Here is a 15,675-nt window from a genome sequence, read left to right as displayed (position 1 = left end):
ATGACGCGTGCCCGCGGCGTGGTTTTTGCAGCCGTTTACCCGACTGTCCCGCACCGCCACACACGCCACACGAGAAAATCATAAAAAATACGCACTGTTAACCGCCCCCTAAGTCTAATCGCTTAGGGTCATTTCAAGCCTAGAATAAGCCCAGCAGGTCATGAACGCCGTCCTCCCCCGCCACACGCTCGAAGACGCCACGCGCGTCGACAGTCCCGTCATCGATCCCAGGGATCGCCGGGGCCCCTTCCGGCCGGAGAAGCTGGTGTCGGCCCGTGAGCGCCGCAGCGGCGACATGTTCGTCAGCCTGTTCCGCTCCATTGATTTCCTCGCCCTGGTCGCCTTTGCTGTTGTCTGCGCCCGTTCGGTAGCGCCCCACGGATTTTTCACCGCGCCCTTCGGCAATATCCTGCCCTTCATGGCTACCACCCTGGTGCTTTACTGGGCCTTTTATGCCGCCGGGCTCTATCGTTTTGGACGCAATGGCCGCGTCTGGAAACACCTGGTCAAGCTGGCCTGCGTCTTCGCCGGCGGCTATGTCATGGCCGATTTCATCGCCGATTTCTCGATCAACGACTATGCCGTTACCGCTGCCGTCCGTTTCTGGATCGGCGCCACGGTCGTCTATTTCATGCTCCAGCACCTTCTCTGGTGGAGCCTGGTCGATCGCTGGCGCCGCCAGGGTAAGCTGATCCCCAGCATTGTCATCGTTGGGGCCACGAAATATGCCGAAAAGCTGATCGAGGCGGCCATAGCCGAACGCCATGTCAATATCCTCGGCATCTTCGATGACCGCCTCTCGCGCAACCCGGAAGCGGTCGCCGGCGTGCCGGTGCTGGGTGACGTGCAATCCCTGCTTGGCCACAAGATCACCCCCTATGTCGACCAGATCGTCGTGGCGCTCGACACCTCCGCCAAGGCGCGCGTCAAGACCATTATCGAGAAACTGCGCAGTCTGCCCAATGAGGTGTCTCTGTTCGTCGATATGGAAAACAGCCAGTCTGCCAAGGCCGCTTGGTCGCGCGTGGCCGACATGCCGCTGGCGCGCGTCTCCGGTATTTCGGAGGACGACCGCAAAGCCATGCTGAAGCGCGCCGAAGACCTGATCATCGGCACCCTGGCCCTGATCATCTTCTCGCCGCTGATGCTGGTCACGGCCCTGCTGATCAAGCTCGACAGCCCCGGCCCGATCTTCTTCCGCCAGTGCCGCCACGGGTTCAATAACGAAACGATCCGGGTGTGGAAGTTCCGTTCGATGTACACTCACATGAGCGACGCCACCGCCGCTCAGCAGGTGACGAAAGGCGATCCGCGCGTCACCCGCATCGGCCGCTTCATCCGCAAGACCAGCCTCGACGAGCTGCCGCAGTTGTTCAATGTCATCAAGGGCGAGATGTCGCTCGTCGGTCCGCGTCCGCATGCCATCGGCATGAAGACCGGCCCATCGGAAAGCGCGCGTCTGGTCGCCGAATATGCCTGGCGTCACCGCATGAAGCCGGGCGTTACCGGCTGGGCGGCAATCAAGGGCTCACGCGGCCCGCTGGATAGCGCCGAGGATGTCCGCCGCCGTATTGCTCTGGATGTCGAATATATCGAGCGCCACGACATCTGGTTCGATCTCTACATCATGGCTATGACCGTCCCCTGCCTGCTGGGCGATGCGAAAGCGGTTCGCTGATGTTTTCCAAAGGTCTATGGGGCTATCTGCCCGCCAATATCCTGCAAGGCCTGATCGGGTTCGCCACCCTGATGGTGTTCACCCGCATCCTGACGCCCGAGGATTACGGCCGCTACGCCCTGACCTTCGGCATGTCCAGCCTGGCGCAGACCCTGTTCTTCACCTGGATCGAGGCCGCCATGGCACGCTTCTATCCGGCCGAATCCCGCACCGATCGCGAAGCCCCGGAACTTTACGGCACGGTGTACCGCCTTTTCGCCCTGGTCGCGGTCGGCTTCACCGTGCTGTGCGCGCTTGGCCTGTGGCTATGGCCCACTTCCGGCGATGCCGATCAATCATTGAAAATGGCCATGGGTCTCGGGCTGGGCTGTGTCATCTTCCGGTCTCTGGTCAAGCTGGTGCAGGAACAGCGCCGCTCAGAAGGCCGCGTCGGTGCCGCGTCAATGCTTGACATGATCCAGACGGCCGGCGGCTTCGGCCTCGGTATCCTGTGCGCTACGGCCGGTCTCGGTGGCGCGTCGCCTGTGGTCGGCGCCGGGCTGATCGCGCTTCTGTGCCTGCCCTTCGTGGTGCGCGAAGACTGGGGCCGTGCGCTGAAAGGCCGCTTCAGTGCCGAAAAGGCCCGTGCCTACGCCCATTACGGCTTCCCCGTTTCGGCCAGTCTGATCCTGACCCTGGCGCTCTATACGGTCGATCGCTTCCTCATCGCCCACTTCCTCAACGAGGCCGAGGCCGGCGCCTATCATGCCGGCTTCTCCCTGGCCTCGCGCATTCTCGACGTGCTGTTCATATGGTTCGGCGCCGCCGGCGGTCCGGCCATGGTCCATGCGCTGGAACATGGCGGCGAGGCAGAGCTGAAGCAGAATGCCCGCCACCAGATCCGCACCATGGCCTTTGTTCTTTTCCCCGCAGTCGGCGGCCTGATCATGGTCGCACCGGATTTGGGCGCGCTGCTGATCGGCGAAGGCCTGCGCGCCGATGCCCTGAGCGTGACCCCGCTGATCAGCCTGGGCGCGCTGTTTTCCGGTCTCGGCACCTATTATTTCCTGCAGGCCTTCACCCTGGCCCGCAAGACCCGCCTGCTGGTCGTCGCCATGGCCGTGCCCGCCGTCAGCAATATCGCGCTCAATTTGATGCTCATTCCGCTGATGGGCCTGATGGGCGCGGCGCTCGCTTCCGCCCTGAGCTTTGCCTTCGGCCTGATCGCCGCCTGGGCACTGGGCCTGAAGACCCTGGCCCTGCCGGTACCCGTGCTCGATCTCGGCAAGACCGTCGCCAGTGTCGCCGTCATGATGGGGGCCGTGGCCCTGGTGCCCGATACCGGCCTGGCCATTATCGACCTGATCCTGAAAGGCCTCGCCGGCGTCATCGTCTATGCCGCCCTGGCTTGGTGGCTCGATCTCAACGATATCCGCGAACCGGCCCTCAAGGTGTTCGGCCGCCTGCGCGCCAAGGTGTTCGCATGAGCCAGCCCGTCCTGCACAACACCGCCTTCGCCACGGTGACGCCGCGCCTGTCGGTGCTGATTCCCTTCTACAAGGAGTCGCCACTGGCCCTGCTGCGGGCTCTGAAAAGCCGCACGCCCGAAGCGCTGGAAATCATCCTGGTCGATGACGGCTCCGCCATGCCGGAGATCACCGCCGAGGTCAGCGCCTTTATCGACCAGTCCCCCCTCGCCTGCGAACTGATCACCTGCGCGCAAAACGAGGGCCGTGCGCGCGGCCGCAACCGCCTGACAACGGCGGCGCGTGGCGATTACTTCCTGTTCCTCGATTCCGATATGCTACCCGATGACGCCAGCTTCCTCGACCGCTGGCTGGCCGAGGCCGATGGCCGCTCGACCGTCGTTTTCGGCGGCTTTTCGCTGATTCAGGCGCCCGAAACAAAAGCCTTCGCCATCCACAAGGCCATGGCCGGGCAAAGCGATTGCCTGAGTGCCGCCGAACGCAGCCAATTCCCGGAAAAATACGTCTTTACCTCCAACCTGCTCGTGCGTCGCGATGTCTTCACGGCCGAAGGCTTCGATCCCGCCTTCACCGGCTGGGGCTGGGAAGACACCGAATGGGGCATGCGCGTCGCGGCGAGATACGGCGTCGGTCATATCGATAACACCGCCACCCATATGGGCCTCGATACCCCGCAGACCCTGGCGCGGAAATATGAACAATCGGTCGGCAATTTCGCACGCGTGATCGCAAAACATCCTCACGTGGTATCTCAATATCCGAGCTACAAGGTGGCGAAACTGCTCAAGAAACTGCCTTTCACCGGCGCCCTGAGGCCCGTCATCAAGATGGCCGGCCTGACGCCCCTCCTGCCCGTCCAGCTGCGCGCTTTCGCCCTGCGTCTCTATCGCGCCGCCCTTTACGCACAGGTCGTCTGATGACAGACATTTACAGCGCCGATCGTTCCTTTTACGGCAAGTTGCGCCGTCGCCTGGCCCGCCTGATCTATACCTGCCCGGCGCGCTTCGAGGCGCTCCCTCGTCCCCTGCTGACCGTCAGTTTCGATGATGCCCCGACCTCGGCCGCCCAAGCCGGCGCGGCTATTCTCGAAAAATACGGCGCACGCGGCACCTTCTTTATCTCCGCCGGCCTGTGCGGCAGCGACAGTCACCTCGGCGCCTACACCACTGAGGCTGAAATCCGCGCGCTTCACGCCGCCGGCCACGAGATCGCCTGCCATACCTTCAGCCATCTCGATTGCGGCCGCGCCACGGCGGCGGAGATTACGCAAAATCTCGACCTGAACGCCGAAGCCTTCCGCCGGATGGGCCTGCCCCAGGCCAGAACCTTCGCCTATCCGTATGGTGACGTCTCTCCGCAGGCCAAGTCGGTGCTAGGGCCGCGCTTTGCGGCGTCGCGCGCCCTGCACCACGGCCTGATCACGCCGGGCAGCGACCTGAACCAGACCCCCGCGGTCGGTATCGAGGGCGCCGATGGCGAGCAGACCGCGACAGACTGGCTGATCCGCGCCGAAGATGAAACCGCCTGGCTGGTGCTCTATACCCACGATGTGCGTGACGCACCGTCCGCATGGGGCTGCACGCCCGAGGCCCTGGAACGCCTGATCGTCCGCGCGCTCGACATGGGTTTTGAGATCGTCACCTTCGCCGAAGGCAGCCGCCTGGCCAGCGGGCAGGCGCTGCAGAAGACAAAAGCCGCTTAAATGGTGCGATAACCGGTCGTCCAGCCCATGCGGTCGATCAGATATTTGTCGATACTGAAGCCATCGGGCGTATCCTTGAAGCCCGGCAGGTTCACCGCCCGCTGCCGGGCGCGCTCAGCCTGTTCCGGTGACGAGAAGACGCCCAGAAGCTTTATATCCTCGTGGTCTTCATTGACCCTGTGCGTGTGGTGCAGCAGCCAGACCTGATCCATGACCTTTTCCCTGTGATTTCCGTCCAGGCTACATGCCAGCCGGTAAAGGAAACGTCACCCTCTCGTGCGCGGCGTCATCCATCTCCAGCCTAGATTCTCAACGCCTAAAACTGAAATCCTTCGCGTCTTCGTCGCGCGGCAGGGACATCTTGACCAACACCATGACGAACAGGCTCCAGCGCAGGTCGTTCCAGCTCAGGGTAATGCTCTCCGTCAGGGAAGACAGGCTGTAGATGCCGAGCAGCGGCAGGGCGAAATAACCGCCATCGCCACGCAGCATGCGAAACAGCGATTTCAACCAGGTTTCGATGAAGACCATCGCCCAGATACCGAGCCCCACAAACCCCAGGCCCAGCCAGGTCTCGAACCAGCATGAATGGGCATGAAACGCCCGGAAACCGGCCACAGCGGTGATCTTGGCCAGCGGCGCATAATCCCCCTCGTCGGTCCATACCACACCATAGCCGTAACCCAGCTTCGGCCGGTCTTCCATCACACGCGAGATTCCGTCCCAGATAAAGGTTCGGCCGGTCAGGGTGGCGTCTTTGCCGAGCAACAGGTAGAGTTTATCCGGCGCGAACAGGATCAGCCCGGACAAGGCCAGCAGCACGGTCACCGCCAGCCAGGTCAGCAGGATGCCCAATACCGGCCCGCGCCGCGCCAGCCAGATGAAGGCGATACCGCCCATGCCGAGCACCAGGCAGACCAACGATGTCTTGGAGGTCGACAACAGGGTCAGGGCTACCATGCCCGCCGCCATGATCCCCCAGAACATCTGTCGGCGCGGATTATGCAGCGCCGCCGCCGCCGCGCCTACGAAGCCGATCGCCATGCACGAACCGAGATTGTTCTTTTCCAGCCACATGCCCCGCCACGCGCCGGGAAACAGTTCCTGCATCACCCCCATCTTCGGGATACAGAGAGCCAGTAAGGCCGAGCCCAGCATCATGACGGCGAAGGCCAGCGCCACCACCTCGGTCAGCCGCGCCCAGGAAAAGCGCGCCGCCAGCGCGTAGCCGCCCAGAACGGTGAACGCCAGAGCCACGAACCGGCGCAAGGTGCCGGAGGGATCGATCGACCAGATAAAAGACAGTCCGCACAGGGCGCACAGGCTAAGCAGCAGTGGCGTCCGCCACAGAGCGCTGAACATCTGCCGCCAGCAGATCGCCGCCAGCCCGAGGCTCATCAGGTAGAAGGGATAATAGAAGTTGCGGACAATCAGCCCCGCCGCCGGCGACTGTTCGCCATAGCCAAACAGCGGGCATAGCCAGGCCTGCGAAAACACGAACAGGATCGAGGCCCCCAGAACCAGCGACAGCCAGTCGTCTCCCCAGTCCTCTCTTATGCCGGCCTCAAAGTCCGCAAGCGTGTCCGTCAGGCGGCTCAAAGCCCCGCCAGCCGTCCCAGCGGCCGCCGCGTGGCGTTCCCCACGATCCGGCTGGCATTGTTATAGACCATGCCCACGAAACGCCCGCCGACCTGCTCGATATCGTTCTTCAGGTCGACGCGCGCCTGGATATCGCCCTCGCCCTCGCTGACCACCAGGATCACGCCGTCCATCAGCGGCGCCAGTTGCAGCGCCGCCCCCGAACGATCCGCCGCCGGTACATCGACAATGATGGTCTGGGCGTGCTGGCGCAGGGCCTGCCAATAGGTTGTCTGCGGCGCGATGCGCGCCCGCTGGCCGCGCGCCAGGTTCTTGTGGCGAAAGCGCGTCACCCACAGGTGCCGGCCAAGAAAGGGCCGCGACACGACATAATCGGCATCGCGCACCGCCTCGCCCTGGGCATTAGTCTCCGGCGTGATGGTGAAGAAGGCCGAACCGTCCGGCGTCGCCAGGCTGAGCGCCCCCGGCTGGCCAAAGCGTTCCGGATCGTTGGTGAGGGCCTGCATCTGGCCCTGGGCTGCCAGATCGGCATCGACCAGCCAGATCGGCTTCTTGGCGAAGGCCGCCTCGCAGCGGGCATATTCGCGCGCAACGGTCGAGACGCCCTCGCCGCCATAGGCCGAGACGAACATCAGCGCCCGCCCCTTTTTCGATTGCGGCCGGCCGAGCGCCGACATCAGATCGGCCATTTCGCGGGTCAGATCAACCATTTACGCCCCACAGCTCAGCCATTACGCCACCTTCGTTTTGGCCTGGGCCAGCACCGGCAGATCCAGCGTCCGGGCGGCCATCTGCGCATTGGCGAAGCCTTTGCGTGTATAGACCCGCAACAGTCCGGCACACAGGGCGGTGAAGCCGGCGAACAGGAAGCTGAGGATCAGGATGATGCGCTTCAGGCTCTTCGGGCGGTCAGGCATGGAAGCCTTTTCGACCACGCGCACCGTATCGTCGGCGCCCTTGGTCATTTCCTGTGCGGCTTCATTTTCCTGAATGCGCTGGGTGAAGCTCTTGATGCTGTCCTGCAGGGCGCTGCGTTCGGTGGCCAGGGTATTGTACTCGGCCTCCAGACCGGCCAGTCCCTGCATCTTGCCCATCACCTGTCCGGCCTGCTGCTGCAACAGTCGCATACGGCCGCTGACCGAGGCCATGTCGGCTTCGAGATCGAGCTTCTGGCCCATCAGGGTCTGGTAAAGCGGATTGGTGCCCATCTTGTGCGAGGCCTCGCCGATCCCCTGCCCGCTGGTCATCATGGCCTGCAGGGCAGCGATCTGGGCGTCGAGGTCCTTGACCGGCTGGGCGGTCGGCAGATAACGCGACAACAGGTCCTGGCGCTGCTGCTGCAGCGAGAATATCTTGCTGGGCACAGAGAGATCGAGATCGCGCTCGATGCTCATTTCCGGGTTCATGCGTGCCAGGCTGGCCTTGACCTCTGACAGCTTGGCCTGATCGGTGGCATACTGCGTCTGGGCAGCGTAGAGATCGGTGGTCACCTGGTCGTAGATCTTGGCATAGGTCGCCTTGGTCGAATCGTAATCGGCCACGCCGTTCTGCGCCAGGAAGGCCTGGTACTGCTGGTCGGCATCTGCCAAACGGCGGTCGAAGGCATCCTTCTGCTTCTGCAGCAGAGGGCCAGTCTGGTCGGTATAGACCTCCTGGCGATAGACCTGGTACTCGTCGATCAGGGTATTGAGGATCAGCGAGGCCGAGCGGGCGTTCTCATGCTTGAAGGTCAGGCGCACGACATTATTCGCCGGCGATGTCGCCGCCTCAAACCCGCTCTGCAGCACCTTGAGCGCCGCAGCGTCCGCCGCTTCGCGCTCGGTGTCGTTGCGCGGGTTCCAGTAGGCCGGATCGGACGGCAGAATCACCTTATAGCCCAGTTTGGCGATCACCTTGCGCTTCAGCTCGGTCGAGTTGAGGATTTCGACTTCCGACTGCACCACCTGGTCGATCGTTGCCGTGGCGCCGCGCGCCGCATCGCCGGCCACGGGCTCATAGACATAGTTCTTGCCCAGCTGCATCAGCAGGCTGGCGCCGGCCGTATAGGTCGATGGCATGGAAAAGGCCGCCGCCAGGCCGAGCGCGAAGATTACGCCGAAGACCAGAATCATCACCCACAGTTCGCGGAACAGCAGCGACACGATATCGCCGATGCCAAGCTGCATGATGCGACTTTCGGACCGCCCGCCTTTGGCATTGCCCGAAGCATCGTGTGCGGACGCTTTACGCGCCTGCGGCCGGCGCAACGGCACCACCCGCTCGTCGTCCTCGTCCCACACATCCTCGGCGCGCATTGAGTCTCGTCCGTAACCAGAAATTTCAGAAAGCTTTCAGGCAGTTGAGCACACGGCGCACGCCTTGATTCCAAATTAACCGACCGGGCGTTAACGAATGTTTACCGTTTTTCACCTTATTCATTAAGTATCTCTTCATGCTTTACGCGCCCGGAAACCTTTCATGCTTACGCGCCGTTTTTTCCTCAATGCCGGACTGGGCGTCACCCTTGGCGGAATGGCCATTGACACCCTGGCAAGCCGCGCGACCGCGAAGGACAAGATGCCTGAGGCACCGCTGATCGGCTTCGCCAACTGGAGCAATGAGGAGCCGCTTTACCTGCTCTATCCCGGCGACAAGCTGGAAATCAGCGTGCCGGGCGCGCCGGAACTCAGCCGCCAGACCCAGGTCGGGCCCGATGGCCGCATCACCCTGGCCCTGGTCGGGCAGATCATGGCCGCCTATCGCAGCGTGCCGCAGTTGCAGGAAGAGATAGAGCGCGCCTATGCCGGCACCCTGCGCGATCCCAATGTCACGGTCTATCCGGGCGAGACGGCGCCAATGCGCGTGCTCGTTGGCGGCGAGGTCAAAAATCCGGGCTGGGTCGATATGTCGGGCGATATGGACGCCCTTCAGGCCACTTTTGCCGCTGGCGGCTTCACCCATGGCGCCAAGACACATCAGGTGATGATCATTCGCCGCGGCCGTAACGGTGAGGCCATGCGCCGGATCGTCGATCTGCAGGACCCGCTCAAGGGCAAGGCCGGGCAGATGGTGGCGCTGCGCCGCTTCGATATCGTCTATGTGCCGCGCACCAATGTCGCCGAAGCGGGCGTCTTCATGGAGCAATGGGTCAATAACCTGATCCCCGGCGGCATCATGAATTACTTTACCTACAGAACCTTCGGCAGCTAAGCGGGTATTTTGCGCATATAGCGCGGCTCACGTTCTAAATCCGGGCAGACCTCCAAAATTCCACCCAGGAATTTTGGCAAGGGCGACCGCCCGTCGCGCATGCCATAAGCGTGCTAATGCTTCGCTTCTTGAGCATAGGCGCGTAAACCTGCGCGGCGTTTGAGCGCACAACGCAAGAAAAGCTTAATCCCGATCCCTGATCGGGATTAAGCGGCGTAGCCGATGCGGCCGGCGTCGAGCCACTGGCGAGCGGCCTTCTGGGCTTCGGCCACTTCCTCGCGGTCCATTTCGCGCGACAGTTCGCGGCGATAGACCTGGGCTTCGATCGAGCCGCGCATGGAGGCCAGGTTGAACATCATGTGGGCCGAGATCAGATCGACCGGCGCACCGCCCTGCCCCGTGGAATACATCAGGCCCAGCTTGAAGAGCTCGTCACCGCCCATTTCAGGGGTCGGCAGCGGGATGGCATTGAACTCGATTTCGTTGGCGTTCGTCATTTTAATATCGCGCTTTTTGCGCGTCTCCGTTGAAAACTGATGTTACGAGTTCACCACCGGTGGATAAAATTAAAGTTAACAGCATCATTTACACTGAATTTTTTGTGTAAATGACGAATTAATATTAAAATTCATGTTAACATATTCGTCAATAATGGATAATTATCCTATAAAATATCAATTACTTTAAATAAAAGACTGTAAATTATTTCACATTTACTCATCAAATCAAACACAAGTCAGGTTAATGCGCCAGATGTCACTCAGACTAAAAATGTGCGCCTGCAGCAAATCGATCAAAATAAATCGCTTTTTAAGCTCGAGCTCTTGCCAGAGGCGCTTTTTGATCGCCTCATGGCTGTCAAAATTCGTTCAGCTTCAGTTCAGGGTGGCTCTGTCATAAAGACATCAACGCGATAATTTTTATCGCCGCGCGTCTCAGATCCGCATGTTCCTGTTTGCCTGGGGACGATCTGACAGACAAGTGAGGATGAAAATGAACAGAAAACTGGCCAAACTGGCTGTATCCGGCATGGCGCTGGTGATGTTGTCGGGCGTTACCCTCGCTCCGACCTTCGCCGACGCCCGTGACCGTGACAGCCGCAGTGGCAGCAACCGGCAGGGCAATAATAACGACAGCCCGCCGCAGCGCAGCCAACCCGCCCCGCAAGCCCGCCCGGCTGCCCCCAGCCGCGCCGCCCAGCCGTCCCGTCCCGCGCCCCAGGCGCGCGGCAGCGGCGCCGTGTCCAACAGCGGCATGAACCGTCAGCGCCCTGACAGAAATACGCCCGATCGTGACGACCGCCCTCAAAACGGTCAGCCCCAAAACAATAATCAGGGCAATGGCAATCGTCCGGACCGACCCGACAATGGCAACTATAATGGTGGCCAAAATCACGGCGGAAACGGCGGGAACTGGAATGGCAATGGCGGCGGCCAGCCAAACCAGGGCGGCAATAACGACAGCGATCGTGACAACGACCATAACGGTAATAACCACGGCGGCTGGAATGGCGGCAATAACGGTAACTGGAACAACGGCCACAACGGCAACCATAACGGAAACTGGAACAATGGCGGCAACCGCCCCGACTGGAATTCGGGGCGTGGTGGCGATCATCACTTCGATTATCGCCGTGACAATCGCTTCCGTGGCTATTCGGGTATCCGCTTCGGCTATTACTTCGCACCAAGCTACGGCTATTACCGGGTGCCGAACCAATGGTACGGCCATCGCTGGATGGCGGGCGAATACCTGCCCGACTACTTCTTCGACTACCGTATCTACGACTATCTGTCCTACGGCCTGCCGACCCCGCCCTATGATTGCGCCTATTTCTTCGTCGGCCGCGATGTCGTCCTGGTAGACCTGCAAAGCGGTGAGATTCTCGACGTCTTCTATGATGTCTATTAAATTACGGCACAGGCTATCTTTCTGATCCCGAAGCCCCGGCCCGCAAGGTCCGGGGCTTTTTTCGCGCCCGAAGCGAAAGACCGGTGAATACAGGGCGTTTTTATATTTTCCTGCCCGGAACAGGGCATCCGCTCCTTACTTTTCCGCCGCATTGACGCCCCTCCCCCGCCCGACACTGCCGCCACAATAACTGTCGCAGGAAAGGCGAACCCATGTTTAAATCAGTCATCCACACCACCGCCATTGCCGCCCTGGCTGCAACCCTCAGCCTGACACCCGTCGTTGCCAGCGCCCAGATCCTGGGTGGGGGCGGAAGCGCTGGCGGCAGCCTGGGCGGCGCTGCAGGCGGCCTGAGCGGCGGCCTCCAGGGCAGCGGCAGCCTAAGCGGCCAGACCAATCTCGGTGGCGTTACCAGCACAGTCGATGGCGCGGCGGATTCTGTTCGCCAGGACGCCAACACCCTGCATAAACAGACCAGTGACACGGTCAGCGAAGCCAAGGAGGCGGCCAAAGTTCACGGCTCCGCTCAGGCCTCCGCCAGCCAGGACAGCGTGAACGGCAATGCCTCCGCCGATGCCACCGTCAATCCGGGCGCCGCGATCAATGCGGTTGGATCGACCGTCAATGCTGTCCGCAGCGATGCCCGAACGGCCACTGGCCAGGTTCGGGACACAGCGTCAGACGCCGTTAACACCGCTTCAGACACCAGTATCAGCGCCGAGGCCGGTGCCCAAGCCGGTGCCAAGGCGGATGCCGAGACAAAGTGACCCCCAATCCCAAAGGTGATGATCATGAAATACGTCCAGACGATTATACCCGCGGCCGTCCTGATCGGCGGCCTGCTCACAGCCTCCGCCTATGCGCAGGAGGCCGCCGTGGTGCCCACGCCCACGGGACCGACACAGGAAAAGGACACCCCGCCAACGCCGGGCACCGCCGAACACGCCGCCCAACTGCAGCGCGAGCATCAGCGCGCCCTTGCGGCCGGTGACCATGCCAACGACCCGCTGAACCCCGCCAGCAGCAACGACCTCAACAAGCAGGAACTGGCCAAGGCCCTGGCCCTGGGCAATGATCCGACGCCGGCGCCATCCTACGCACCGCCGCCCGACACCACAGTTCCGGCCGATGCGGGCCAGTTGCAGCCACCGCCCGTCAGCGACTCGCCGCAACCGGACACATCATCCGTTCAATAGATCAGGCGCCCGCCAGTCGGGCGCTTTTTCTTTATAAGCAGCGGATGGGGCATCGACCAACACAATATAAGGAAGCCGTAAAAAGCAGCAAATAAGGCACAACCCTGGATGATAAACCTTACAAGCGACAAATTTGCGCCGCATTGATGCAGAAATTTCACAACCGTCGAACACATTACGCCATAGCGATAATATTCGATATAACCGTAATGCACGAATACTTGCATTGCATCTCAATTAAAAGACAAGTTACAGAGAGAAAGTAATATCCAATGAAATCTTCTGCCCGTATTATTGCCGCCGCCGGTTTCATCGCTGCCCTTGGCGCCGCCCCGCTGATCTCGATCGCTCAAGAAACTCCGGCGACCGACAGCTCATCGACCACCGCGTCCACCAGTACATCGGCCGATGCCTCGACCACCGCGTCCGCTTCGGAATCGACCTCGACCTCGGTAGCCGCCGATGGCACGGTCACGACCAGCTCGGAATCCTCCAGCTCGTCTTCCAGCCAGTAAGCTGCGCCTCTCAAGCCAGACAACAATCAAGCAAACACCCCCGGTGCCTGTGCGCCGGGGGTTTTCATGCGGTCTCAGCTCGCAGGCTTGCGGGTAGCGATCTGCAGCAGCATGCCCCAGCTCAGCTTACCGCCGGTAAGGGCCCCGGCCTTGAAGGCCCGACGCCCGACGCTGATCATGATCAGCGCCACGATCCCCATACCGGCCAGCGTGCCCGCGATCTCGTACCACGGCAGGCTCTGCGACAGCCGCAGCGGCATCAGGAAGGGCGTGAACAGCGGAAACCACGACATGTATTTCAGCATCGGCAGGTCCGGCGAGGTAAAGGCCACCTGCATGGTGATCATCGGGATCATCATGATCATGGTCATCGGCCCGATGATCGCCTGGGCGTCCTTCTGGGTCTCGCAGAAGGCTCCGATGGCGGCGAAGAACACGCCGAACATCAGGTAGCCGCCGGTGAAATAGGTCAGCAGCAGGGCGATATGGCCCAGGCTGAAGACGCCGGACAGCGCTGCCGAGACCTCTCGCACCGTATCCGGCGGCATGACGCTGAAGCCATAGGAGGCCAGTCCGAAGGCCGTCAGCCCCCAGATCCCCCACACGGTCAGCATGACCATGACCACGCCCAGCACCTTGCCGACCAGCAGGCTTTCGGCCGAGGCTGAGGCCAGCAGCACCTCCAGCACCTTGGACGCCTTCTCCTCGATCACCGAACCGAGCAGGATCATGGAGGAGGAGAAGATGGCGATCCAGGTCAGGTAAGCGATGATGATGCCCAAAACCTTGCCGCCATTTTCGCGCACGCCTGAAATCACACCGTCGGTCTTGGGCGCGGCCGCGCTGGCGGGCGTGAGGCTGACAATATCCGCCTTTGACTCGCGCAGTTCCCGCGCCAGCCCCTGATCGATGCCATGCATCCCGGCCAGCTTATAATATTGCAGCCCGTTCAGTTCCCGACCAATCTCGTCCTCGACGCGCCCCTTGTGCCCGTTGACCGACCAGATGCGGAAATGCAGCCTGTTCTCGCTGTCGGTCGCCACGATGATCGACCCCACCGCTCCGGAGGCCAGCAGGGCCGGAATCTTCGCTTCGGCCGCCACGGCTGTCATATCCGGCGTCAGTCCGGCCGGCAGGGCCACCGGCTGCAGCCCACCGCCCTTCAGCAGGCCATTGGGCCCCGCTTCCGGCGCATGGGCACGGATGGCCTCGACCACCGCCCCTTCGATATGGTCGCCCGTCAGGTCGAGCACCGCTACGGTTTCCACCGGCTCGGAATGGCGCATCATCAGCGGAATGAAGATGCTGCCGCCGATGATCAGCGGCAGGGTGAACAGCGACAGCCAGAAGCCGACCGTGCGCACAAAGGCGAGATATTCGCGCCGGGCAATCAGAAGGGTCTTATACATCGCTGCTTCCCCCGGTCAGAACGATAAAGGCCTCGTGCAGGCTGGGTTCCTTGGCCTCGAAGCGTCGCACGTCCAGCCCGCGCAGGAAGGCCGCCTTCAGCGCCTCATGCGCCGTATGACCGGCCTGCAACCGGCACTGCCACAGGTGCGCCCCCTCGCCCGCCTCGCCCATATCGCTCACCGAGGCGATCCCCGGCAGCCCCATCAGATCAGCCTCGCTCAAATTCCCTTCCAGATCGAGATGTCGGGGCGCCGCGGCCCGCGCCTCTTTCAACGAGCCCTCGAACACCTTGCGCCCTCGGGTCAGCAGAACCACCTGCTCGCACAAGCGCTCGGCGTGCTGCATCACATGGGTGGAGAAAAGCACCGTCGCCCCGCGCTTCGCCAGTTCGCGGATCACCGCTTCCAGCCCCTGCTGGTTGACCGGATCGAGCCCGGAAAACGGCTCATCGAGGATCACCAGTTCCGGCTCATGTACCAGACAGGAAATAAGCTGTACCTTCTGAGACATACCTTTAGAAAGTGAGCGTATCTGCTTGTTTGCAAAAGCGCCCAGCCCCTGTGCCTCCAGCATGGCCTTGCCCCTCTGCCGCGCCACCGAAGCCTTCACGCCCTTGAGCCCGGCCAGGAAGACGATGACATCGATCGCCGTCATCTTGCGGTAAAGCCCGCGCTCCTCCGGCATGAAGCCGATGCGCTCCAGCGCCTTGCCCGGTGCCTGCCCCAGCACCGCCACCTGCCCGGCGCTCGGCTCGGAAAGCCCCAGCATCATGCGCACGCTGGTGGTTTTGCCTGCGCCATTTGGCCCCAGGAACCCGCAGATCGTCCCGCGCTTCACCTCGAAACTGAGGTCGTGCACGGCTTCGAAATCGCCGTAACGCTTGGAAACGCCTTCAAGGCTCAGTGCGATATCCGCCATATGTCCCCTCCTGCTTTACCGCACTATACCCACTCGCCCGCCAATTGCACCAGATAAGCGGAAATTAAAAAGCCCCCGATCTCATGACCGA

Annotated in this window: 16 protein-coding genes; 9 read left to right on the top strand and 7 right to left on the bottom strand. The window is 61.9% G+C overall.

Going from position 1 to position 15,675, the window contains the following annotated elements; genetic code table 11:
• Positions 1 to 160 precede the first annotated feature (160 nt).
• The 4 genes from QM647_RS11140 to QM647_RS11125 are packed head-to-tail and all read left to right on the top strand — an operon-like array spanning position 161 to position 4,846.
• Positions 161 to 1,678 carry an exopolysaccharide biosynthesis polyprenyl glycosylphosphotransferase gene (locus tag QM647_RS11140; RefSeq protein WP_414995586.1) on the top strand — a complete coding sequence of 506 codons (1,518 nt, stop codon included), beginning with the start codon at positions 161 to 163 and terminating at the stop codon, positions 1,676 to 1,678.
• A complete protein-coding gene (locus QM647_RS11135) occupies positions 1,678 to 3,144 on the top strand; it encodes a polysaccharide biosynthesis C-terminal domain-containing protein (RefSeq protein ID WP_414995585.1) in 1,467 nt (488 codons plus the stop codon). Before QM647_RS11140 ends, QM647_RS11135 begins: the two co-directional genes overlap by 1 nt.
• Positions 3,141 to 4,061 (top strand): glycosyltransferase family 2 protein, encoded by a 921-nt coding sequence (locus QM647_RS11130; protein WP_414995584.1) that lies wholly within the window; start codon positions 3,141 to 3,143, stop codon positions 4,059 to 4,061. Before QM647_RS11135 ends, QM647_RS11130 begins: the two co-directional genes overlap by 4 nt.
• Positions 4,061 to 4,846, top strand: coding sequence for a polysaccharide deacetylase family protein (locus tag QM647_RS11125; RefSeq protein WP_414995583.1), 786 nt, complete (start codon positions 4,061 to 4,063; stop codon positions 4,844 to 4,846). The genes QM647_RS11130 and QM647_RS11125 overlap by 1 nt, the downstream gene beginning before the upstream one ends.
• On the opposite strand, the gene QM647_RS11120 is transcribed toward QM647_RS11125, so the two are convergent.
• From QM647_RS11120 to QM647_RS11105, 4 genes are all read right to left on the bottom strand, one after another.
• On the bottom strand, positions 4,843 to 5,058 hold the full coding sequence (locus QM647_RS11120) for a hypothetical protein (protein ID WP_414995582.1): 216 nt from the start codon (positions 5,056 to 5,058) through the stop codon (positions 4,843 to 4,845). The two genes, QM647_RS11125 and QM647_RS11120, sit on opposite strands and share 4 nt — an antisense overlap.
• 97 nt (positions 5,059 to 5,155) lie before the next feature.
• On the bottom strand, positions 5,156 to 6,445 hold the full coding sequence (locus QM647_RS11115; protein ID WP_414995581.1) for an O-antigen ligase family protein: 1,290 nt from the start codon (positions 6,443 to 6,445) through the stop codon (positions 5,156 to 5,158).
• On the bottom strand, positions 6,442 to 7,155 hold the full coding sequence (locus QM647_RS11110) for a transcriptional regulator (RefSeq protein WP_414995580.1): 714 nt from the start codon (positions 7,153 to 7,155) through the stop codon (positions 6,442 to 6,444). Before QM647_RS11110 ends, QM647_RS11115 begins: the two co-directional genes overlap by 4 nt.
• A 21-nt stretch (positions 7,156 to 7,176) precedes the next feature.
• Entirely contained in the window at positions 7,177 to 8,739 is a 1,563-nt protein-coding gene (locus QM647_RS11105) for a GumC family protein (protein WP_414995579.1), read from the bottom strand.
• A 163-nt stretch (positions 8,740 to 8,902) separates the two neighbouring features.
• On the opposite strand from QM647_RS11105, the gene QM647_RS11100 reads away from it, so the two are divergent.
• The gene (locus tag QM647_RS11100) at positions 8,903 to 9,634 is read left to right on the top strand and encodes a polysaccharide biosynthesis/export family protein (protein WP_414995578.1); all 732 of its coding nucleotides are present in this window, start codon (positions 8,903 to 8,905) and stop codon (positions 9,632 to 9,634) included.
• A 206-nt stretch (positions 9,635 to 9,840) separates the two neighbouring features.
• Here the strand turns inward: QM647_RS11100 and QM647_RS11095 are convergent, their stop codons facing one another.
• Positions 9,841 to 10,131 (bottom strand): sel1 repeat family protein, encoded by a 291-nt coding sequence (locus QM647_RS11095; protein WP_414995577.1) that lies wholly within the window; start codon positions 10,129 to 10,131, stop codon positions 9,841 to 9,843.
• A gap of 496 nt (positions 10,132 to 10,627) precedes the next feature.
• On the opposite strand from QM647_RS11095, the gene QM647_RS11090 reads away from it, so the two are divergent.
• From QM647_RS11090 to QM647_RS11075, 4 genes are all read left to right on the top strand, one after another.
• A complete protein-coding gene (locus tag QM647_RS11090) occupies positions 10,628 to 11,545 on the top strand; it encodes an RcnB family protein (protein WP_414995576.1) in 918 nt (305 codons plus the stop codon).
• Positions 11,546 to 11,757: 212 nt separating this feature from the next.
• The gene (locus tag QM647_RS11085; RefSeq protein ID WP_414995575.1) at positions 11,758 to 12,312 is read left to right on the top strand and encodes a hypothetical protein; all 555 of its coding nucleotides are present in this window, start codon (positions 11,758 to 11,760) and stop codon (positions 12,310 to 12,312) included.
• A gap of 24 nt (positions 12,313 to 12,336) precedes the next feature.
• Entirely contained in the window at positions 12,337 to 12,741 is a 405-nt protein-coding gene (locus tag QM647_RS11080) for a hypothetical protein (protein ID WP_414995574.1), read from the top strand.
• A 272-nt stretch (positions 12,742 to 13,013) separates the two neighbouring features.
• Positions 13,014 to 13,256 carry a hypothetical protein gene (locus QM647_RS11075; RefSeq protein WP_414995573.1) on the top strand — a complete coding sequence of 81 codons (243 nt, stop codon included), beginning with the start codon at positions 13,014 to 13,016 and terminating at the stop codon, positions 13,254 to 13,256.
• A 74-nt stretch (positions 13,257 to 13,330) separates the two neighbouring features.
• Here the strand turns inward: QM647_RS11075 and QM647_RS11070 are convergent, their stop codons facing one another.
• Together QM647_RS11070 and QM647_RS11065 are read right to left on the bottom strand one after the other, a co-directional pair.
• Entirely contained in the window at positions 13,331 to 14,665 is a 1,335-nt protein-coding gene (locus QM647_RS11070; RefSeq protein ID WP_414995572.1) for an ABC transporter permease, read from the bottom strand.
• On the bottom strand, positions 14,658 to 15,584 hold the full coding sequence (locus tag QM647_RS11065; protein WP_414995571.1) for an ABC transporter ATP-binding protein: 927 nt from the start codon (positions 15,582 to 15,584) through the stop codon (positions 14,658 to 14,660). The genes QM647_RS11070 and QM647_RS11065 overlap by 8 nt, the downstream gene beginning before the upstream one ends.
• Positions 15,585 to 15,675: the final 91 nt, after the last annotated feature.

The sequence above is a fragment of the Asticcacaulis sp. genome (genome assembly GCF_047605585.1).
Taxonomy (GTDB): Bacteria; Pseudomonadota; Alphaproteobacteria; order Caulobacterales; family Caulobacteraceae; genus Asticcacaulis.
Note: the sequence above shows the minus strand (reverse complement) of the source record. Positions and strands in the feature narration are given on the sequence as shown.

What these genes read in the sequence shown, in the direction of transcription:
- QM647_RS11140 (WP_414995586.1), top strand. Translation starts at nt 161, where the DNA reads ATGAACGCCGTCCTCCCCCGCCACACGCTCGAAGACGCCACGCGCGTC.
- QM647_RS11135 (WP_414995585.1), top strand. Translation starts at nt 1,678, where the DNA reads ATGTTTTCCAAAGGTCTATGGGGCTATCTGCCCGCCAATATCCTGCAA.
- QM647_RS11130 (WP_414995584.1), top strand. Translation starts at nt 3,141, where the DNA reads ATGAGCCAGCCCGTCCTGCACAACACCGCCTTCGCCACGGTGACGCCG.
- QM647_RS11125 (WP_414995583.1), top strand. Translation starts at nt 4,061, where the DNA reads ATGACAGACATTTACAGCGCCGATCGTTCCTTTTACGGCAAGTTGCGC.
- QM647_RS11120 (WP_414995582.1), bottom strand. Translation starts at nt 5,058, where the DNA reads ATGGATCAGGTCTGGCTGCTGCACCACACGCACAGGGTCAATGAAGAC.
- QM647_RS11110 (WP_414995580.1), bottom strand. Translation starts at nt 7,155, where the DNA reads ATGGTTGATCTGACCCGCGAAATGGCCGATCTGATGTCGGCGCTCGGC.
- QM647_RS11105 (WP_414995579.1), bottom strand. Translation starts at nt 8,739, where the DNA reads ATGCGCGCCGAGGATGTGTGGGACGAGGACGACGAGCGGGTGGTGCCG.
- QM647_RS11100 (WP_414995578.1), top strand. Translation starts at nt 8,903, where the DNA reads ATGCTTACGCGCCGTTTTTTCCTCAATGCCGGACTGGGCGTCACCCTT.
- QM647_RS11095 (WP_414995577.1), bottom strand. Translation starts at nt 10,131, where the DNA reads ATGACGAACGCCAACGAAATCGAGTTCAATGCCATCCCGCTGCCGACC.
- QM647_RS11090 (WP_414995576.1), top strand. Translation starts at nt 10,628, where the DNA reads ATGAACAGAAAACTGGCCAAACTGGCTGTATCCGGCATGGCGCTGGTG.
- QM647_RS11085 (WP_414995575.1), top strand. Translation starts at nt 11,758, where the DNA reads ATGTTTAAATCAGTCATCCACACCACCGCCATTGCCGCCCTGGCTGCA.
- QM647_RS11080 (WP_414995574.1), top strand. Translation starts at nt 12,337, where the DNA reads ATGAAATACGTCCAGACGATTATACCCGCGGCCGTCCTGATCGGCGGC.
- QM647_RS11075 (WP_414995573.1), top strand. Translation starts at nt 13,014, where the DNA reads ATGAAATCTTCTGCCCGTATTATTGCCGCCGCCGGTTTCATCGCTGCC.
- QM647_RS11070 (WP_414995572.1), bottom strand. Translation starts at nt 14,665, where the DNA reads ATGTATAAGACCCTTCTGATTGCCCGGCGCGAATATCTCGCCTTTGTG.
- QM647_RS11065 (WP_414995571.1), bottom strand. Translation starts at nt 15,584, where the DNA reads ATGGCGGATATCGCACTGAGCCTTGAAGGCGTTTCCAAGCGTTACGGC.